The organism is Rubrivivax gelatinosus (genome assembly GCF_004340905.1).
Taxonomy (GTDB): domain Bacteria; phylum Pseudomonadota; class Gammaproteobacteria; order Burkholderiales; family Burkholderiaceae_C; genus Rubrivivax; species Rubrivivax gelatinosus.
Map to the genome: position 1 here is coordinate 129,896 of NZ_SLXD01000001.1, position 14,653 is coordinate 144,548.

The 14,653-nt window shown below is 70.9% G+C and carries 16 protein-coding genes; 9 read left to right on the top strand and 7 right to left on the bottom strand.

Going from position 1 to position 14,653, the window contains the following annotated elements:
• The first annotated feature begins 79 nt into the window (after nucleotides 1-79).
• The 3 genes from EV684_RS00605 (at nucleotide 80) to EV684_RS00615 (ending at nucleotide 2,645) form a co-directional block, all read left to right on the top strand.
• A complete protein-coding gene (locus EV684_RS00605) occupies nucleotides 80-886 on the top strand; it encodes an ABC transporter ATP-binding protein (RefSeq protein WP_132644268.1) in 807 nt (268 codons plus the stop codon).
• Nucleotides 887-1,058: 172 nt separating this feature from the next.
• Nucleotides 1,059-1,364, top strand: a complete 306-nt coding sequence (locus EV684_RS00610) for a hypothetical protein (RefSeq protein ID WP_132644269.1) — start codon at nucleotides 1,059-1,061, stop codon at nucleotides 1,362-1,364.
• A 12-nt stretch (nucleotides 1,365-1,376) separates the two neighbouring features.
• Nucleotides 1,377-2,645 carry a phenylacetate--CoA ligase family protein gene (locus tag EV684_RS00615; protein WP_132644270.1) on the top strand — a complete coding sequence of 423 codons (1,269 nt, stop codon included), beginning with the start codon at nucleotides 1,377-1,379 and terminating at the stop codon, nucleotides 2,643-2,645.
• 10 nt (nucleotides 2,646-2,655) lie between these two features.
• Here the strand turns inward: EV684_RS00615 and EV684_RS00620 are convergent, their stop codons facing one another.
• Nucleotides 2,656-3,618, bottom strand: a complete 963-nt coding sequence (locus tag EV684_RS00620) for a Bug family tripartite tricarboxylate transporter substrate binding protein (RefSeq protein ID WP_243651000.1) — start codon at nucleotides 3,616-3,618, stop codon at nucleotides 2,656-2,658.
• A 246-nt stretch (nucleotides 3,619-3,864) separates the two neighbouring features.
• Between EV684_RS00620 and EV684_RS00625 the strand changes: the two genes are divergently transcribed.
• The gene (locus EV684_RS00625) at nucleotides 3,865-4,836 is read left to right on the top strand and encodes a tripartite tricarboxylate transporter substrate-binding protein (protein WP_132644271.1); all 972 of its coding nucleotides are present in this window, start codon (nucleotides 3,865-3,867) and stop codon (nucleotides 4,834-4,836) included.
• A gap of 295 nt (nucleotides 4,837-5,131) precedes the next feature.
• On the opposite strand, the gene dtd is transcribed toward EV684_RS00625, so the two are convergent.
• From dtd to tyrS, 3 genes are read right to left on the bottom strand one after another with little or no spacing between them, the layout of a single operon-like run.
• Nucleotides 5,132-5,572: a D-aminoacyl-tRNA deacylase gene (gene dtd, locus EV684_RS00630; RefSeq protein WP_132644272.1), complete on the bottom strand. Its 441-nt coding sequence runs from the start codon at nucleotides 5,570-5,572 to the stop codon at nucleotides 5,132-5,134.
• Nucleotides 5,569-6,465 (bottom strand): cation diffusion facilitator family transporter, encoded by an 897-nt coding sequence (locus tag EV684_RS00635; protein ID WP_132644273.1) that lies wholly within the window; start codon nucleotides 6,463-6,465, stop codon nucleotides 5,569-5,571. Before EV684_RS00635 ends, dtd begins: the two co-directional genes overlap by 4 nt.
• 28 nt (nucleotides 6,466-6,493) lie before the next feature.
• Nucleotides 6,494-7,732 carry a tyrosine--tRNA ligase gene (gene tyrS, locus EV684_RS00640; protein ID WP_132644274.1) on the bottom strand — a complete coding sequence of 413 codons (1,239 nt, stop codon included), beginning with the start codon at nucleotides 7,730-7,732 and terminating at the stop codon, nucleotides 6,494-6,496.
• 147 nt (nucleotides 7,733-7,879) lie between these two features.
• Here tyrS and EV684_RS00645 point away from each other — a divergent pair, with 147 nt between their 5' ends.
• Both EV684_RS00645 and EV684_RS00650 read left to right on the top strand, forming a co-directional pair.
• Nucleotides 7,880-9,250, top strand: coding sequence for a M23 family metallopeptidase (locus EV684_RS00645; RefSeq protein WP_132644275.1), 1,371 nt, complete (start codon nucleotides 7,880-7,882; stop codon nucleotides 9,248-9,250).
• A gap of 19 nt (nucleotides 9,251-9,269) precedes the next feature.
• Nucleotides 9,270-10,373, top strand: coding sequence for an anhydro-N-acetylmuramic acid kinase (locus EV684_RS00650; RefSeq protein ID WP_200222297.1), 1,104 nt, complete (start codon nucleotides 9,270-9,272; stop codon nucleotides 10,371-10,373).
• A 69-nt stretch (nucleotides 10,374-10,442) separates the two neighbouring features.
• Here the strand turns inward: EV684_RS00650 and erpA are convergent, their stop codons facing one another.
• The 3 genes from erpA to rplM all read right to left on the bottom strand — a co-directional run bounded on the left by erpA (nucleotide 10,443) and on the right by rplM (nucleotide 11,861).
• The gene (gene erpA / locus EV684_RS00655) at nucleotides 10,443-10,817 is read right to left on the bottom strand and encodes an iron-sulfur cluster insertion protein ErpA (RefSeq protein ID WP_132644276.1); all 375 of its coding nucleotides are present in this window, start codon (nucleotides 10,815-10,817) and stop codon (nucleotides 10,443-10,445) included.
• Between the two features lie 214 nt (nucleotides 10,818-11,031).
• Complete coding sequence (gene rpsI / locus EV684_RS00660) at nucleotides 11,032-11,424, bottom strand: 30S ribosomal protein S9 (RefSeq protein ID WP_132644277.1); 393 nt, start codon at nucleotides 11,422-11,424, stop codon at nucleotides 11,032-11,034.
• A gap of 8 nt (nucleotides 11,425-11,432) precedes the next feature.
• Complete coding sequence (gene rplM, locus EV684_RS00665; protein WP_132644278.1) at nucleotides 11,433-11,861, bottom strand: 50S ribosomal protein L13; 429 nt, start codon at nucleotides 11,859-11,861, stop codon at nucleotides 11,433-11,435.
• A gap of 296 nt (nucleotides 11,862-12,157) precedes the next feature.
• On the opposite strand from rplM, the gene EV684_RS00670 reads away from it, so the two are divergent.
• From EV684_RS00670 to EV684_RS00680, 3 genes are read left to right on the top strand one after another with little or no spacing between them, the layout of a single operon-like run.
• On the top strand, nucleotides 12,158-12,895 hold the full coding sequence (locus EV684_RS00670; protein WP_132644279.1) for a GNAT family N-acetyltransferase: 738 nt from the start codon (nucleotides 12,158-12,160) through the stop codon (nucleotides 12,893-12,895).
• A 40-nt stretch (nucleotides 12,896-12,935) separates the two neighbouring features.
• Complete coding sequence (locus tag EV684_RS00675; protein WP_132644280.1) at nucleotides 12,936-13,646, top strand: DUF2726 domain-containing protein; 711 nt, start codon at nucleotides 12,936-12,938, stop codon at nucleotides 13,644-13,646.
• A 6-nt stretch (nucleotides 13,647-13,652) separates the two neighbouring features.
• Nucleotides 13,653-14,648 (top strand): serine/threonine protein kinase, encoded by a 996-nt coding sequence (locus EV684_RS00680; protein WP_132644281.1) that lies wholly within the window; start codon nucleotides 13,653-13,655, stop codon nucleotides 14,646-14,648.
• The last annotated feature ends 5 nt before the right edge of the window (nucleotides 14,649-14,653 follow it).

Consider the following 14,653-nt stretch of genomic DNA (forward strand, 5'->3'; position numbering starts at 1 on the left):
CGGCAGAGCCGGTTCCGCCGCGGTTGCTTGAGGGGCGGGGCGCGCTGCGCGCGGCCCCTATCTTTCTGCGGAGGACGGCATGGGTGATGTGCTGCTGAACGTCAACGGCATCGAGGTCATCTACAACCACGTGATCCTGGTGCTGAAGGGGGTGTCGCTGCGTGTGCCGGAGGGTGGCGTGGTGGCGCTGCTGGGGGGCAACGGGGCGGGCAAGACGACCACGCTGCGCGCGGTGAGCAACCTGCTGGCCGGCGAGCGCGGCGAGGTGACCAAGGGCGCGATCGAGCTGCGCGGCGAGCGCATCGAGCGGCTGTCGACTTCGCAGATGGTCGAACGCGGGGTCGTCCAGGTGATGGAAGGCCGGCACTGCTTCGCCCACCTGACGATCGAGGAGAACCTGATGACCGGCGCCTACACGCGCCGCGACGGGCGCGCCGCGGTCGCCCAGACGCTGGACAAGGTCTACACCTACTTCCCCCGCCTGAAGACGCGGCGCACCAGCCAGGCGGCCTACACCTCGGGCGGCGAACAGCAGATGTGCGCGATCGGCCGCGCGCTGATGGCGAACCCGAAGATGGTGCTGCTAGACGAACCGTCGATGGGCCTGGCGCCGCAGATCGTCGAGGAGGTGTTCGAGATCGTGAAGGACCTGAACACGCGCGAAGGCGTGACCTTCCTGCTCGCCGAACAGAACACCAGCATCGCGCTGAAGTACGCCGACTACGGCTACATCCTCGAGAACGGCCGCGTGGTGATGGACGGCAGCGCCGAGGCGCTGCGCGAGAACGAGGACGTCAAGGAGTTCTACCTCGGCATGGGCGGCGGCGACCGCAAGAGCTTCCGCGATGCCAAGAGCTACAAGCGGCGCAAGCGCTGGTTGAGTTGATGGTGCCCCCAAGCTCGCGTTCGCTCGCTACCCCCCAAGGGGGCCGCTCGCCGGCGGACCGGCGGAGCCGGATCCGCGGCGAGGGCTTGATGGCGAATGCCGTGCTGGCCTCGCGAGCCCGCTGACCGCGACGATGAAGAATGGCGGTTCTTCGACTGCATCGGGATCCGCCATGAACGACGACGATTTCCTGGGGTTCGCCCCGCCGGCCTTCAACCCGGCCGAGGCGCTGCAGCGGCTGCGGCGCGACTTGCGCGAGCTGGGGCTCGCCGAGCGTGCCGGGGTGTTCGAGCGCCGCGGCTGCGCGATCGTTCGGGTGGAGATGGACGACACGGCGCTGAAGGCGCAGGCGGTGAAGCGGCCGTCGCGCCAGAGCCCGGATTGGCAGACGAAGACACTGCGCTCAAGCGCGGACGTGCGCGACTTCGTTGCCGACTTGAAGAAGCGGCTCGCCGGCTGGAGCGACCGCGATGACTAGGAGCCCACGACGATGAACGATCCCGCCCTGGACCCGCTGGAAACACGCGACCCCGCCACCCGCGAGGCGGCGCTGCTGGCGGCGCTGCCGGCCCAGGTGGCCGCGGCGCTGTGCACGCCGGCGTTCGCTGAGCGCCTGCAAGGCGTCGAGCCGGCGGCCGTGACGAGCCGCGCCGCGCTGGCCGCGCTGCCGGTGACACGCAAGCACGAGCTGCTCGAACGCCAGGCCGCCGAACGTGCCGCCGGCGGCGACCCCTTCGGCGGTTTCGCGGCCATCGGCTGGCGCGGCATCGGCGCGGTGCGCATCGCGCGCCGCGTCTTCCAGTCGCCCGGGCCGATCTACGAACCCGAGGGCTCGGCCGCCGACTACTGGCGCTTCGGGCGTGCGCTGCGCGCCGCCGGCTTCAAGGCCGGCGACCTGGTGCACAACAGCTTCAGCTACCACCTGACGCCGGCCGGCTCGATGATGGAAGGCGGCGCGCTGGCGCTGGGCTGCGCGGTCTTCCCCGGCGGCGTTGGCAACACCGAGCTGCAGCTGCAGGCGCTGGCCGAGCTGCGTGCCGACGCCTACGCCGGCACGCCCAGCTTCCTGCGCATCCTGCTGGAGAAGGCCGACATCGCCGGCCTGCGCCTGCCGGCGCTGCGCAAGGCGGCGCTCAGCGGCGAGGCCTTTCCGCCGGCGCTGCGCGACGCCTTCCGCGCGCGCGGCATCGAGGCCTTCCAGAGTTACGCCACCGCCGACCTCGGCCTCGTCGCCTACGAGACCGAGGCCCGCGAAGGCCTGGTGCTCGACGAGTCGGTCGTCGTCGAGATCGTGCGCCCCGGCACCGGCGAGCCGCTGCCCGACGGCGAGGTCGGCGAGGTCGTCGTCACGGTGCTGAACCCCGACTACCCGCTGATCCGTTTCGGCACCGGCGACCTGTCGGCGATCCTGCCGGGCGCCTGCCCGAGCGGCCGCACGAACGCGCGCATCCGCGGCTGGCTGGGCCGCGCCGACCAGACGGCCAAGGTGCGCGGCATGTTCGTGCACCCGGCGCAGGTCGCCGAGGTGCTGCGCCGGCACCCGGAACTGGGCCGTGCGCGCCTGATCGTCGAAGGCGAGATGGCCGACGACCGCATGACGCTGATGGTCGAGTGCACGCGCCGGCCCGAAGGCCTGGCCGCGTCGATCGTGCAGACGGTGCGCGACGTGACCAAGCTGCGCGCCGAGGTCGAGCTCTGCGACCCGGGCCAGCTGCCCAACGACGGCAAGGTCATCGACGACCTGCGCCGCGTCGGCTGAACGCGGCCGCTCAGGCCACCAGGTTGGCCTGGCGCGCCAGGCGCTCCCAGCGTTTCAGGTCCACGCGGATCGCGCCGGCCCATTCGATCGGCGACATCGTCACCGGCGTGGCACCCATCTGCAGCAGCTGGGCCTTGAACTCGCCGCCGTCGAGCAGGCGGTTGATCGTCTCGTTGAGCCGCTCGACGGTCGCGCGCGGGGTGCCCGCGGGCGCCACCGCGCCGTACCACACCGGGGCATCGAAACTCGACAGCCCGGCCTCGGCCAGCGTCGGCACGTCGGGCAGTGCGAACGACCGTTTGGCTGTCGACACGGCCAGCGCCCGGACCTTGCCCGACTGGATCTGCGCCAGCGCCGACGGGATGGTCTCGAAGGCCAGGTCGATCTCGCCGCTGCCCAGCCCGGCCATCATCGCGTTGCCGCCCGCGAAGCTGACACCGTCGAGCTTGATGCCGGTGCGGATGCGGAAGAGTTCGGCCGTCGCCTGCTGCGTCGAACCCGCACCGACCGAACCGTAGCGCAGCCGCGTCTGCCCGGCGGCGGCCACCACGTCCTTGACGCCGGAGAACTTGGAACGCGCGGGCACGACGAGCACCGAAGGCACCGCCGCCATCGCCGCGACCGGCTCGAACGCGGTGGCGAACTCGTAGGGCAGGCCACGCTGCACATGCTGGGCGACGAGGTGGTGCGAGGACGCCAGCATCAGCGTCGAACCGTCGGGTTCGGCCTTGGCCACCAGCGCCGCGGCCGTCGTGCCGCCGCCGCCCGGGCGGTTCTCGACGACCAGCGGCTGGCGCAGCGCAGGCGCCAGCCGCTCGGCCAGCGCACGGCCCATCGCATCGCTCGAGCCACCGGACGGGAAGCCGATGACGAAGCGCAGCGTCCGCGCCGACTGCGCGAAGACCGGGGGCAACACGAACGAGGCCGTCGCGGCCAGCAGGGTGCGGCGCGGGATCGAAGGGTTCATCGTCATGGTGAGGTGTCGGGTGCGGGCAAACCTGCAGGATTCTGCGGTTGCACCGGCCGGCGCGGACGCCTCGCGATCAAGCCGAGCGGGGATCCGTCACGCTCGCCGCGGTCACGTCGGCTGACAGCCGTCAATTCCGCCTCGCGCGGCCGCCGTGCATACGTATTTCCCGACGTGGCGGGCGGGGCCGGCGCCCTAGGATTCGCGGGTTCACGGTCACAGCCCACCACCACCACAGGAGACAGGCCCCTCATGAAGAAGACGCTGTTCGCCCTGGCCGCCGCGACGTTCGCCGCCGCCGCCTCGGCCGCCTACCCCGAGAAGCCGATCACCGTCGTCGTGCCTTTCGCCGCCGGTGGCCCGACCGACAAGGTCGCACGCGACCTGGCCGAAGCGCTGCGCAAGCAGCTCAACAACACGACGATCGTCATCGAGAACGTCGGCGGCGCCGGCGGCACGCTGGGCGCGGCCAAGGTCGCCAAGGCGTCGCCGGACGGCTACACGCTGCTGGTGCACCACATCGGCATGGCGACCTCGCCGGCGCTGTACCGCAACCTGCCGTACAAGACGCTGGACGACTTCGAGTACGTCGGCCTGATCAACGAGGTGCCGATGACGCTGATCGGCCGCCCCGATCTGCCGGCCGGCAACTTCGCCGAACTGCGCAAGTGGCTGGAGGCCAACAAGGGCCGTGTCAATCTCGCCAACGCCGGCCTGGGCGCCGCGTCGCACCTGTGCGGCGTGCTGTTCCAGCAGAGCCTGGCCATCGACATGACGACCGTGCCGTACAAGGGCACCGCGCCGGCGATGACCGACCTGCTCGGCGGCCAGGTCGACCTGATGTGCGACCAGACGACCAACACCACCGGCCAGATCGAAAGCGGCAAGGTCAAGGCCTACGCCGTGACGACGACCAAGCGCCTGACGGCGCCGGCGCTGGCCAAGCTGCCGACACTGGACGAGTCCGGCGTCAAGGGCTTCAACGTGACGATCTGGCACGGCGTCTACGCGCCGCGCGGCACGCCCAAGCCGGTGCTCGACACGCTCAACGCCGCGCTGCGCAAGGCGCTGAAGGACGCCGACTTCATCAAGCGCGAGGAAGCGCTGGGCGCCGTCGTCGTCACCGACAACCGCGTCGGCCCGGCCGAACACAAGAAGTTCGTCGAGGCCGAGATCAACAAGTGGGGCCCGATCCTCAAAGCCGCCGGGCAGTACGCTGACTGAGGACGTGTGACCGTGCCTGCGCACGGTCACACGCTGCAGTCAGGGTCCGAGCTCTGCGAGGACGCGGCCTGCAAGGCTGACTGAGCCCGGACGTGCGACGCCGGAAGGCGTTGCACGCCAGGCGAAGGCCCGAGCGCGATTTCACGCGCGAGGGCTGAGGACATGGGACCGCGCCTGCGCACGGGCGCGCGCCTCAGGAAGGGCGCGAGCTCCGCGAGCGCGCGGCCTGCAAGGCTGACTGATTGAGGCGGCTGTCCGCCACCGCAACGCCGCGCCCCGCGCGGCGTTTTCGTTCCTACGCCACGCGCATCGGGATCGTCACCGGCCCGTCGTTGACCAGGTGCACCTGCATGTGGGCGCCGAACTCGCCGGCCGCGACGACCGGATGGCGCTCGCGCGCCAGACGCAGCAGCTCTTCGTATAGCGCACGACCCAGTTCGGCCGGCGCGGCGCCGGTGAAGCTCGGCCGGTTGCCGCCAGCGGTGTCGGCCGCCAGCGTGAACTGCGAGACGATCAGCAGCCCGCCGCCGACGTCCTGAACGCTGCGGTTCATGCGCCCGGCGTCGTCGCTGAAGATGCGCAGCTTCAACAGCTTGTCGAGCAGCCGGGCGGCCTGTGCCGGCGTGTCCGACGGCTCGGCGCAGACCAGCACCAGCAGGCCCTGCGCGATCTCGCCGACGACACGGCCGGCCACCTCCACGCGGGCGCCGGCGGCGCGCTGAATCAACGCGATCATCGCTCGGGATCCTCCTCGCCCGGCAACGCGATCGCCTCGGCGTCGACGGGCAGCAACTGGATGCTCGCGCGCAGCCCAGGGACGGCGGCCATCAGTGCGGCCTCGACCTCGGTGCGCACCTGGGCGGCGTGGGCCAGCGTCCAGGCGCCGGGCACGTGCAGGTGCAGGTCGACGAAGCGGCGCTGGCCGGCACGGCGCGTGACGACGTGGTCGAAACGGATCGGCTGGCCGGCAAAACCGGCCAGCGCCCGGTCGACCTTGGCGATGACCTCGGGCTCCAGCGCCTGGTCCATCAGGCCGCTGGCCGAACGCCAGACCAGCGAGGCGCCTTCGCGCAGGATGTTCAGCGCAACCACGATGGCCAGCGCCGGGTCCAGCCACAGCCAGTGCGTGAAGTGCACCAGCGCCAGGCCGATGATCACGCCGGCCGAAGTCCAGACGTCGGTGAAGAGGTGGCGGGCATCGCCTTCCAGCGCCATCGAGCCGACCGCACGCGCCTTGCGCAGCATCGTCCAGGCGAGCACGCCGTTGAGCACCGAGCTGACCGCCGACAGCAGCAGGCCCAGGCCCAGCTGCTCCAGCGGCTGCGGGTGCAGGAAACGCTGGACCGCGGCCCAGATGATGGCCAGCGCGGCGACGAAGATCAGCACGCCCTCGAAGCCGCTGGAGAAGTACTCGGCCTTGTGGTGGCCGTAGGGATGCTCCTCGTCGGGCGGGCGCGAGGCGACGGTGACCATCGCCAGCGCGAAGGTGGCGCCGGCCAGGTTGACCAGCGACTCCATCGCGTCGGACAGCAGGCTGACGCTGCCGCTGACCCACCAGGCGCCGGTCTTCAGCGCGATCGTCGCGATGGCGACCGCGATCGAGATCTTCAGGTAGCTGCTGACCTGCATCGCGGGGCGGACGCGACCGGCCGGGCGCTCAGGCGCCCAGCGTCACGCGCGCGAACTTGCGCTTGCCGACCTGCACGACGTAGGTGCCGGCCGCGAGCTTGAGCCCCTTGTCCGAGACGACGCCGCCGTCGACCCGCACGCCGTTCTGCTCGACGAGACGCATCGCCTCGCTGCTCGAGGGCACCAGGCCGGCCTGCTTGAGCAGCGCGGCGATGCCCAGCGGCGCGCCGGCCAGCGTGCACTCGGGGATCTCGTCGGGCACGCCGCCGGCGGCGCGGCGCTGGAAGTCCTCGTGCGCGGCCTCGGCCGCGGCGGCGCTGTGAAAGCGCGTCGTGATCTCCTTGGCGAGCATCACCTTCGCGTCCTTCGGGTTGCGCCCGCCCTCGACCTCGCGCTTGAGCGCGGCGATCTCGTCCTCGCTGCGGAAGGACAGAAGCGTGTACCAGCGCCACATCAGCGTGTCGCTGATCGACAGGATCTTGGCGAACATGTCGTTCGCCGGCTCGGTGATGCCGACGTAGTTGCCCTTGCTCTTGGACATCTTCTCGACGCCGTCCAGGCCCTCGAGCAGCGGCATCGTCAGGACGCACTGCGGCTCCTGGCCGTACTCGGCCTGCAGCGCGCGGCCGACGAGCAGGTTGAACTTCTGGTCGGTGCCGCCGAGTTCGAGGTCGCTCTTGAGCGCCACCGAGTCGTAGCCCTGCATCAGCGGGTAGAGGAACTCGTGCACGCTGATCGGCGTGTTCGATTCGAAGCGCTTCTTGAAGTCGTCGCGCTCCATCATGCGCGCGACGGTGTAGCGCGCCGCCAGCTGGATCATGCCGCGCGCGCCGAGCGCGTCGCACCATTCGCTGTTGTAGCGGATCTCGGTGCGCGCCGGGTCGAGCACCAGGCTGGCCTGCTTGTAGTAGGTCTGGGCGTTGAATTCGATCTGCTCGCGCGTCAGCGGCGGGCGCGTCGAGTTGCGGCCGGAGGGGTCGCCGATCGTCGAGGTGAAGTCGCCGATCAGGAAGATCACCGTATGCCCCAGATCCTGGAGCTGGCGCATCTTGTTGAGCACGACGGTGTGGCCGATGTGGATGTCGGGCGCCGTCGGGTCCAGGCCCAGCTTGATGCGCAGCGGCGTGCCGGTGGCTTCGGCGCGGGCCAGCTTCTTCAGCCAGTCGGTCTCGGGGATCAGTTCGTCACAGCCGCGCAGGGAAATGCGCATCGCCTCCCTGACGCGATCTGTGATCGGCATCAACGGAGCAGCAGAGGAGTCGGACATGGCAGTTATTTGATACGGGCGGGCCCCTCGACCGTGGGGGGCTTGGCTATACTCGCGCGGCCCGTTGTAGGACTGGGCGAAGGATTCTAGAGGACGACACGAGGCCGCCCCCGTACCGACGGCCTACAACGAGACCGGATCGACACGTTGGGACCGAGCATCTCCCCGGAGCGCCTGATCAGCCAGGCGCAGGCGTTCGCAGGACGCCACCGCCGCAGCATCATCGCGTCCGTCGTCGTTGCGCTCGGAGGCTTCGGCATCACCGCATTCGGTATCGCGCCGCTCGCCCCCGACGCCTCGCTGCTGCCCCAGCGCCTGATCACCGAGGACGTCACGCCCGAGGACGTGCAGGCGCAGGCCGACGCGCTGGCCGACCTGGCGCTGCAGCTCGACCGCACCGAGATCACGCGCGGCACCGACACGCCGCAAAGCCTGCTGGCCCGCCTGGGCGTGACCGATGACGCTGCCGCACGCTTCCTGCGCAACGACACGCTCGCGCGCAAGGTCGTGGGCGGACGGGGCGGCAAGATGGTGCAGGCACGCACGTCGGACAGCGGCGAACTCGCCCGGCTCGTCGTGCGCTACCCGGCCGAGAACCCCGAGCAGTCGCGCACGCACTTCACGCGCCTGACCATCGAGCGCAGCGGCAGCGGCTTCACGAGCCGCCTGGAGACCGCGGCGCTGGCCGTGCAGACGCGCCTGGGCAGCGGCACGATCCAGAGCTCGCTGTTCGCCGCCACCGACGCCGCGATGCTGCCCGACGCGGTGGCGATCCAGATCGCCGACATCTTCTCCGCCGAGATCGATTTCCACCGCGAACTGCGCAAGGGCGACACCTTCAGCGTCGTCTACGAGGCCCTGACCGCCGACGGCGAGGTCGTGCCCTGGAACGAAGGCGTGGGCCGCGTGCTCGCCACCGAGTTCGTCAACCGTGGGCAGAGCTACCAGGCCGTCTGGTTCAACCCGGGCAGCAAGGGCGGCTATTACGACCTGGCAGGCCGCAGCCTGCGGCGCAGCTTCCTCGCCAGCCCGATGGAGTTCTCGCGCGTGACCTCGGGTTTCGCGATGCGCCTGCATCCGATCCAGAAGACCTGGCGCGCGCACAAGGGCGTGGACTACGGCGCGCCCACCGGCACGCCGGTGCGCACGGTGGCCGACGGCGTCGTCGACATCGCCGGCCGCCAGAACGGCTACGGCAACGTCATCCAGATCCAGCACGGCAACGGCCGCGCGACGCTGTATGCGCACCTGAGCCGCATCGACGTCAAGAAGGGCCAGCGTGTCGAGCAGGGCCAGCGCATCGGCGCCGTCGGCGCCACCGGCTGGGCCACCGGCCCGCACCTGCACTTCGAGTTCAAGCTCAACGGCATGCAGCAGGACCCGCTGCGCGTGGCACGCAGCGCCGAGCAGGTGACGCTGGACGCCGCCGCACGCACGCGGCTGGCGCAGCTCGCCCAGGGGCTGCGCTCGCAGCTGCAGCTGGCCGAGGCGCGCGCCGCCCGACCGAGCTTCGAGTAGACCGGCCGGAGCGCCCACGGTGGCGATCGAGCTGGGGCTGATGTCGGGCACCTCGCTCGACGGCATCGACGCCGTCGCGGTCGAGTTCGACGCTGCGCGCCCGCGTGTGCTGGCCCACGTGCACCGACCCTTCGAGCCCGCACTGCGGGCCGAACTGCTGGCGCTGAACACGGCCGGCGGCGTCGACGAACTGCACCGTGGCGCACTGGCCGCCAACGGGGTCGCACGCAGCTATGCGAACACGGTCAGCGCGCTGCTGGACGCCGCCGGACTCGCGCCGCAGGCGGTGCGCACGCTCGGCGCGCACGGCCAGACGGTCCGCCACCGGCCGCGCGAGTTCGACGCCACGGGCTACACCCTCCAGTTGCTCAACGGCGCGCTGCTCGCCGAACTGACCGGCATCGACGTCGTCTGCGATTTCCGCAGCCGCGACCTCGCAGCCGGCGGCGAAGGTGCCCCGCTGGTGCCGGCCTTCCACGCCGAAGTCTTCGGCGCGCCCGGCGAAGACGTGGCGGTGCTGAACCTCGGCGGCATCGCCAACCTGACGCTGCTGCCAGCCGGCGGCGGCGTCGCCGGTTTCGACTGCGGCCCCGGCAATGCGCTGCTCGACCACTGGGTGCGCCGCCACCTGGGCCGCGCCTACGACGCCGACGGCGCCTGGGCCGCCGGCGGGCGGGTCGACCCGGCGCTGCTGGCAGCGCTGCTGGCCGAACCGTTCTTTGCGCGCACGCCACCCAAGAGCACCGGGCGGGACCTGTTCAACGAGGCCTGGCTGGCGGCGATGCCGATCGCCGGCGTCGGACCGCAAGATGTGATGGCGACGCTGGCCGAGCTGACGACGCGCAGCGCCGCCGACGCGCTGAACCGGCATGCACCGGCGACGACCCGCCTCGTGGTGTGCGGCGGCGGCGCCTTCAACGGCCACCTGATGTCGCGGCTGGCGGCACTGCAGCCGCGTGCGCAGGTGCTGGCCAGCACGGCGCTCGGCGTCCCGCCCGACCAGGTCGAGGCGATCGCCTTTGCCTGGCTGGCGCGCGCGCACCGCGAACGCCGTGCCGGCAACCGCGTCGCCGTCACCGGCGCTCGCGGCGAGCGGGTGCTGGGCGCTTTTCACCCCGCCTGAAACGACGACGGCACGCGGGCGCGAGGCCGGCGTGCCGTGACGGACGGCGGCCGAAGCCGCCAGCGGGGATCAGACCGAGAACGAGGACCCGCAGCCGCAGGTCGTGGTGGCGTTCGGATTGCGGATCACGAACTGCGCGCCCTGGAGGTCGTCCTTGTAGTCGATCTCGGCACCCACCAGGTACTGCAGGCTCATCGCGTCGATCAGCAGCGTGACGCCGTTCTTCGTCATCTGCGTGTCGTCCTCGTTGATCTCTTCGTCGAAGGTGAAACCGTACTGGAAGCCCGAGCAGCCGCCCCCCTGCACGAACACGCGCAGCTTCAGGTCCGGGTTGCCTTCCTCGTCGACGAGTTCCTTCACCTTGGAGGCAGCGCTGTCGGTGAAGACCAGCGGCGCGGGCATTTCCTCGGTGGCGGGGGTGGCCAGATCGGCAATCGCGTTCATGAGTTCTCCAGTTCGGGCGTGACGGCACGCCGCCGGCGAACCGCCGGCTTCGATATTGTGGCGCCGCAGGATCGCAGCCCGGAACGCCGGGAAACGACGACCGCGAAGGTGACGCGGTCTTTGGCTGCCACACGCGGACGGCAAAACGCCGCGCCGGCCGATGAGGCCGCGCGGCGTCGTACAACAGGGCAGCCGGACGAACCGGCCCGCCCGATCAGCGCTTGCTGAACTGCTTGCGACGGCGGGCGCCGTGCAGGCCGACCTTCTTGCGCTCGACTTCGCGCGCATCACGCGTCACGAAGCCGGCACGGCTCAGGTCGGGCTTGAGCGCGACGTCGTAGTCGATCAGCGCACGGGTGATGCCATGGCGCACCGCGCCGGCCTGGCCGGATTCACCGCCGCCGTGCACGTTCACCTTGATGTCGAAGGCCGCGTCATTGGCCGTCAGCAGCAGCGGCTGCTTGACGATCATGATCGACGTCTGACGACCGAAGTAGGCTTCGATCGGCTTGCCGTTGATGACGATCTGGCCGGTGCCCTTCTTGATGAAGACGCGAGCCACCGAGCTCTTGCGGCGGCCGGTGCCGTAGTTCCATTGTCCGATCATCGCAGTCCTCAGATCGCCAGCGGCTTGGGTTGCTGGGCGGTGTGCGGGTGCGTATCACCGGCGTACACCTTCAGCTTCTTGATCATCGCGTAGCCCAGCGGGCCCTTCGGCAGCATGCCCTTGACGGCCTTCTCCAGCGCGCGGCCGGGGTGCTTGGCCTGCATGTCCTTGAAGGCGGTGGCATAGATGCCGCCCGGGTAGCCCGAGTGACGGTAGTAGATCTTGTCGGTGGCCTTGGTGCCGGTGACGCGGATCTTGTCGGCGTTGACGATGATGATGAAATCACCAGTGTCGACGTGAGGCGTGTAGATGGCCTTGTGCTTGCCGCGCAAACGGAGTGCCACTTCGCTGGCAACACGTCCGAGCACCTTGTCGGTGGCGTCAATCACATACCACTCGTGCTTCACCTCGGCCGGCTTGGCGCTGAAGGTCTTCATGAGGGGGTCTTCACAATGGGCGCACCGCGAACGCGGCACGCGTTGGATCGGCTTGAACTTCCCGCCATCCCCTCGGCACCGCTTGTCAGGGGCGGCCTCTCGGGGCTGGCCGCGGCACCACGAAGGCGCCCGACCTGGACGTACTTTTCCCAGCCGAAATCGGGAAAGCCCGCGAGTATACACCGTTCAGCGATGCCAACTATCGCCGTTTAGAACAGCAAACTGGGGAGATCGGACGAGGGTTAACCCTAGGGCTTCGGATAGGATGCGTCCAACAGAAGTTGTTGGGGATCCCGATGCAGACCGAGTCCGAAGTTCCTGGGCACGAGCAAGGCGCGGCCGCGGCGGCGGCAGCGCAGCAGTGGGCGCCCATCCGCAAGCTGGCCGAACGCCATCGTCCACGCGTTCTCCAGCACCTGCTGGCCCTCGAAGGGCACGACCGTTACCTGCGTTTCGGGTACGCGGCCGGCAACCACCAGATCGAGCAGTACGTCGCGCGACTGGACTTCGAGCGCGACGAGATCTTCGGCATCTTCAACCGCCGCCTCGAACTCGTCGCGGTCGCCCACCTCGCCCACCTGGGCGAGAGCGACCGGCCCGGAGCCGAGGCGGAGTTCGGCGTCTCGGTGTCGGCACGTGCCCGCGGCCGCGGCTGGGGCTCGCGCCTGTTCGGGCTGTGCATGGTGCACGCGCGCAACCGGGGCGTGTACACGCTGCTGATCCACGCGCTGGCCGAGAACAGCGCCATGCTGCGCATCGCGCGCAACGCCGGCGCGGAAGTCGGCTTCGACGGCCCGGACGCGCTTGCCCGCGTCTACCTGCCCCCGCAGGACCTGGCCTCGCAGGTGGAGGCGGTGGTCGAGCAGCAGGTCGCGGACTTCGACTACGGGCTCAAGCGCCACGCGCGCCGCTTCGACCGCTGGCTCAACCTGTGGGGCGGCGTCGGCACCCTGCCCGAGCTGGGTGATGCGGCCGTGTCGCAGGTCTCGCGTCGGCCCGGCGCCCGGGAGCGCGGGACGACGCCCCCGGTTTAAGATCGTCGGCGCATCGGCCGCGGTCCGGCGGTGCCCCGTCATGCCGCCCGCCCTGCCCTGGATCCTCAGCTCGATCGCCTGCGCCTTGCTCGGCGCAGCGGCGGCGCTGTGGTTCGCTCGGCGCCGCACCCGCGCCGCACCCGCACCGTCGCCCGAAGGACTGTTCGCCGCCCGGCCGGTCTTCGACGCCGTCGAACGGCGCGTGCACCGGGTGCTGCGTGACGCGCTGCCCGGCTCGCTGGTGCTTGCCCGCGTGCCGCTGCGGCGCATCTGCCGCCCGCTGGACGCCGAGCGCGCGCGCATCTTCGTGCCGCGCATGGCCACCCTGGACGTCGCCTTCCTGATCTGCAGCCCCAGCGGACGCGTGCTGGCCGCGATCGACCTCGAGCGCAGCGAAGACCCGGCCGTGAGCGAACAGCGCCGCTTCAAGGCCGAGATCCTCGCCGGCTGCCGCGTGCGCTATCTGCGCTGCGACCCGCAGGCGATGCCCGACGCCGACGAACTGGCCCGCCTTGTCGAGGCGTCGACGCCCCGCGATCGCGCCGCGGCGGAACCGGCGCCGGCCCTGCCGCGGCGGCGCGATCGCCACGTCTGGATCGACAACGCGCCGGCGCCGCTGGCCGAGAACTCCTGGGTCGGCGAGGTGCCTGCCGAGCCCGCAGCCGCGCTGCAGCCGGCACCGCCCTGGGTCACGCCGACCCGCCGGGCGGGTGACCATCGCCGCGACGGCACGCCGCCGCGCCGCCACTGAGACCCGATGACACCCCGCCCGGGCTACGCCGACCTCACGCCGCAGCAGGTCCTCGACGCACTCGACGCCGTCGGCCTGCGCGGGGACGGCCGCATCCTGCAACTCAATTCCTACGAGAACCGCGTCTACCAGCTGTTCCTGGAGGACGGCAGCGCCGTGGTCGCGAAGTTCTACCGGCCGGGGCGCTGGAGCGACGCCCAGATCCTCGAGGAGCACGCGTTCGCGCTCGAACTCGCCGCGGCCGAAGTGCCGGTGGTGCCGCCCCTGCTGCTGGCCGGCGCCGAGGCCGGGGTCACGCTGGCCGGTACGCCGCCGACGCTGGCGCTGCGCGGGGCGCACCGCTGGTCGGTGTCGGCACGCTGCGCCGGACGCGAGCCCGAACTGGACGACCCCGAGACGCTGCGCCGCATCGGCCGCTTCATCGGCCGGCTGCACGCGGTCGGCCGCAGGCGGCCCTTCGAACATCGCCACCGGCTCGACGCCCGCACCGACGGCCGGCGCGCGCTGGCGCTGCTGCTCGAAGGCGGCTTCGTGCCGGCCGACCAGCGCCCCGCGTGGCAGGCCAGCTGCGAACAGGCGCTCGCCGCCGTCGAGGCGGCCTTCGACGCGGCGCAGCCGCTGGCCACGCTGCGCCTGCACGGCGACTGCCACCCGGGCAACGTGCTCTGGCGTGACGGCGCACCGAACGTCGTCGACCTCGACGACGCCATGCAGGGCCCGGCGGTGCAGGACCTGTGGATGCTGGTCTCGGGCGACCGCTCGACGATCGCACGCCAGCTCGACCTGCTGCTCGCCGGCTACGAGGAGTTCAGCGAGTTCGACGACCGCGAGCGCGCGCTGATCGAGCCGCTGCGTACGCTGCGCATGGTGCGCCACGCCGCCTGGCTGGCCGAGCGCTGGATTGACCCGAGCTTCCCGATCAACTTCCCGCATTTCGGCAGCTCGGCCTACTGGTCGCAGCAGACGACGCAGCTGCGCGAGCAGCTCGAAGCGATGGGCTGATGCTG

What these genes read in the sequence shown, in the direction of transcription:
- EV684_RS00605 (WP_132644268.1), top strand. Translation starts at nt 80, where the DNA reads ATGGGTGATGTGCTGCTGAACGTCAACGGCATCGAGGTCATCTACAAC.
- EV684_RS00610 (WP_132644269.1), top strand. Translation starts at nt 1,059, where the DNA reads ATGAACGACGACGATTTCCTGGGGTTCGCCCCGCCGGCCTTCAACCCG.
- EV684_RS00615 (WP_132644270.1), top strand. Translation starts at nt 1,377, where the DNA reads ATGAACGATCCCGCCCTGGACCCGCTGGAAACACGCGACCCCGCCACC.
- EV684_RS00620 (WP_243651000.1), bottom strand. Translation starts at nt 3,618, where the DNA reads ATGACGATGAACCCTTCGATCCCGCGCCGCACCCTGCTGGCCGCGACG.
- EV684_RS00625 (WP_132644271.1), top strand. Translation starts at nt 3,865, where the DNA reads ATGAAGAAGACGCTGTTCGCCCTGGCCGCCGCGACGTTCGCCGCCGCC.
- dtd (WP_132644272.1), bottom strand. Translation starts at nt 5,572, where the DNA reads ATGATCGCGTTGATTCAGCGCGCCGCCGGCGCCCGCGTGGAGGTGGCC.
- EV684_RS00635 (WP_132644273.1), bottom strand. Translation starts at nt 6,465, where the DNA reads ATGCAGGTCAGCAGCTACCTGAAGATCTCGATCGCGGTCGCCATCGCG.
- tyrS (WP_132644274.1), bottom strand. Translation starts at nt 7,732, where the DNA reads ATGTCCGACTCCTCTGCTGCTCCGTTGATGCCGATCACAGATCGCGTC.
- erpA (WP_132644276.1), bottom strand. Translation starts at nt 10,817, where the DNA reads ATGAACGCGATTGCCGATCTGGCCACCCCCGCCACCGAGGAAATGCCC.
- rpsI (WP_132644277.1), bottom strand. Translation starts at nt 11,424, where the DNA reads ATGATCGGACAATGGAACTACGGCACCGGCCGCCGCAAGAGCTCGGTG.
- rplM (WP_132644278.1), bottom strand. Translation starts at nt 11,861, where the DNA reads ATGAAGACCTTCAGCGCCAAGCCGGCCGAGGTGAAGCACGAGTGGTAT.
- EV684_RS00670 (WP_132644279.1), top strand. Translation starts at nt 12,158, where the DNA reads ATGCAGACCGAGTCCGAAGTTCCTGGGCACGAGCAAGGCGCGGCCGCG.
- EV684_RS00675 (WP_132644280.1), top strand. Translation starts at nt 12,936, where the DNA reads ATGCCGCCCGCCCTGCCCTGGATCCTCAGCTCGATCGCCTGCGCCTTG.
- EV684_RS00680 (WP_132644281.1), top strand. Translation starts at nt 13,653, where the DNA reads ATGACACCCCGCCCGGGCTACGCCGACCTCACGCCGCAGCAGGTCCTC.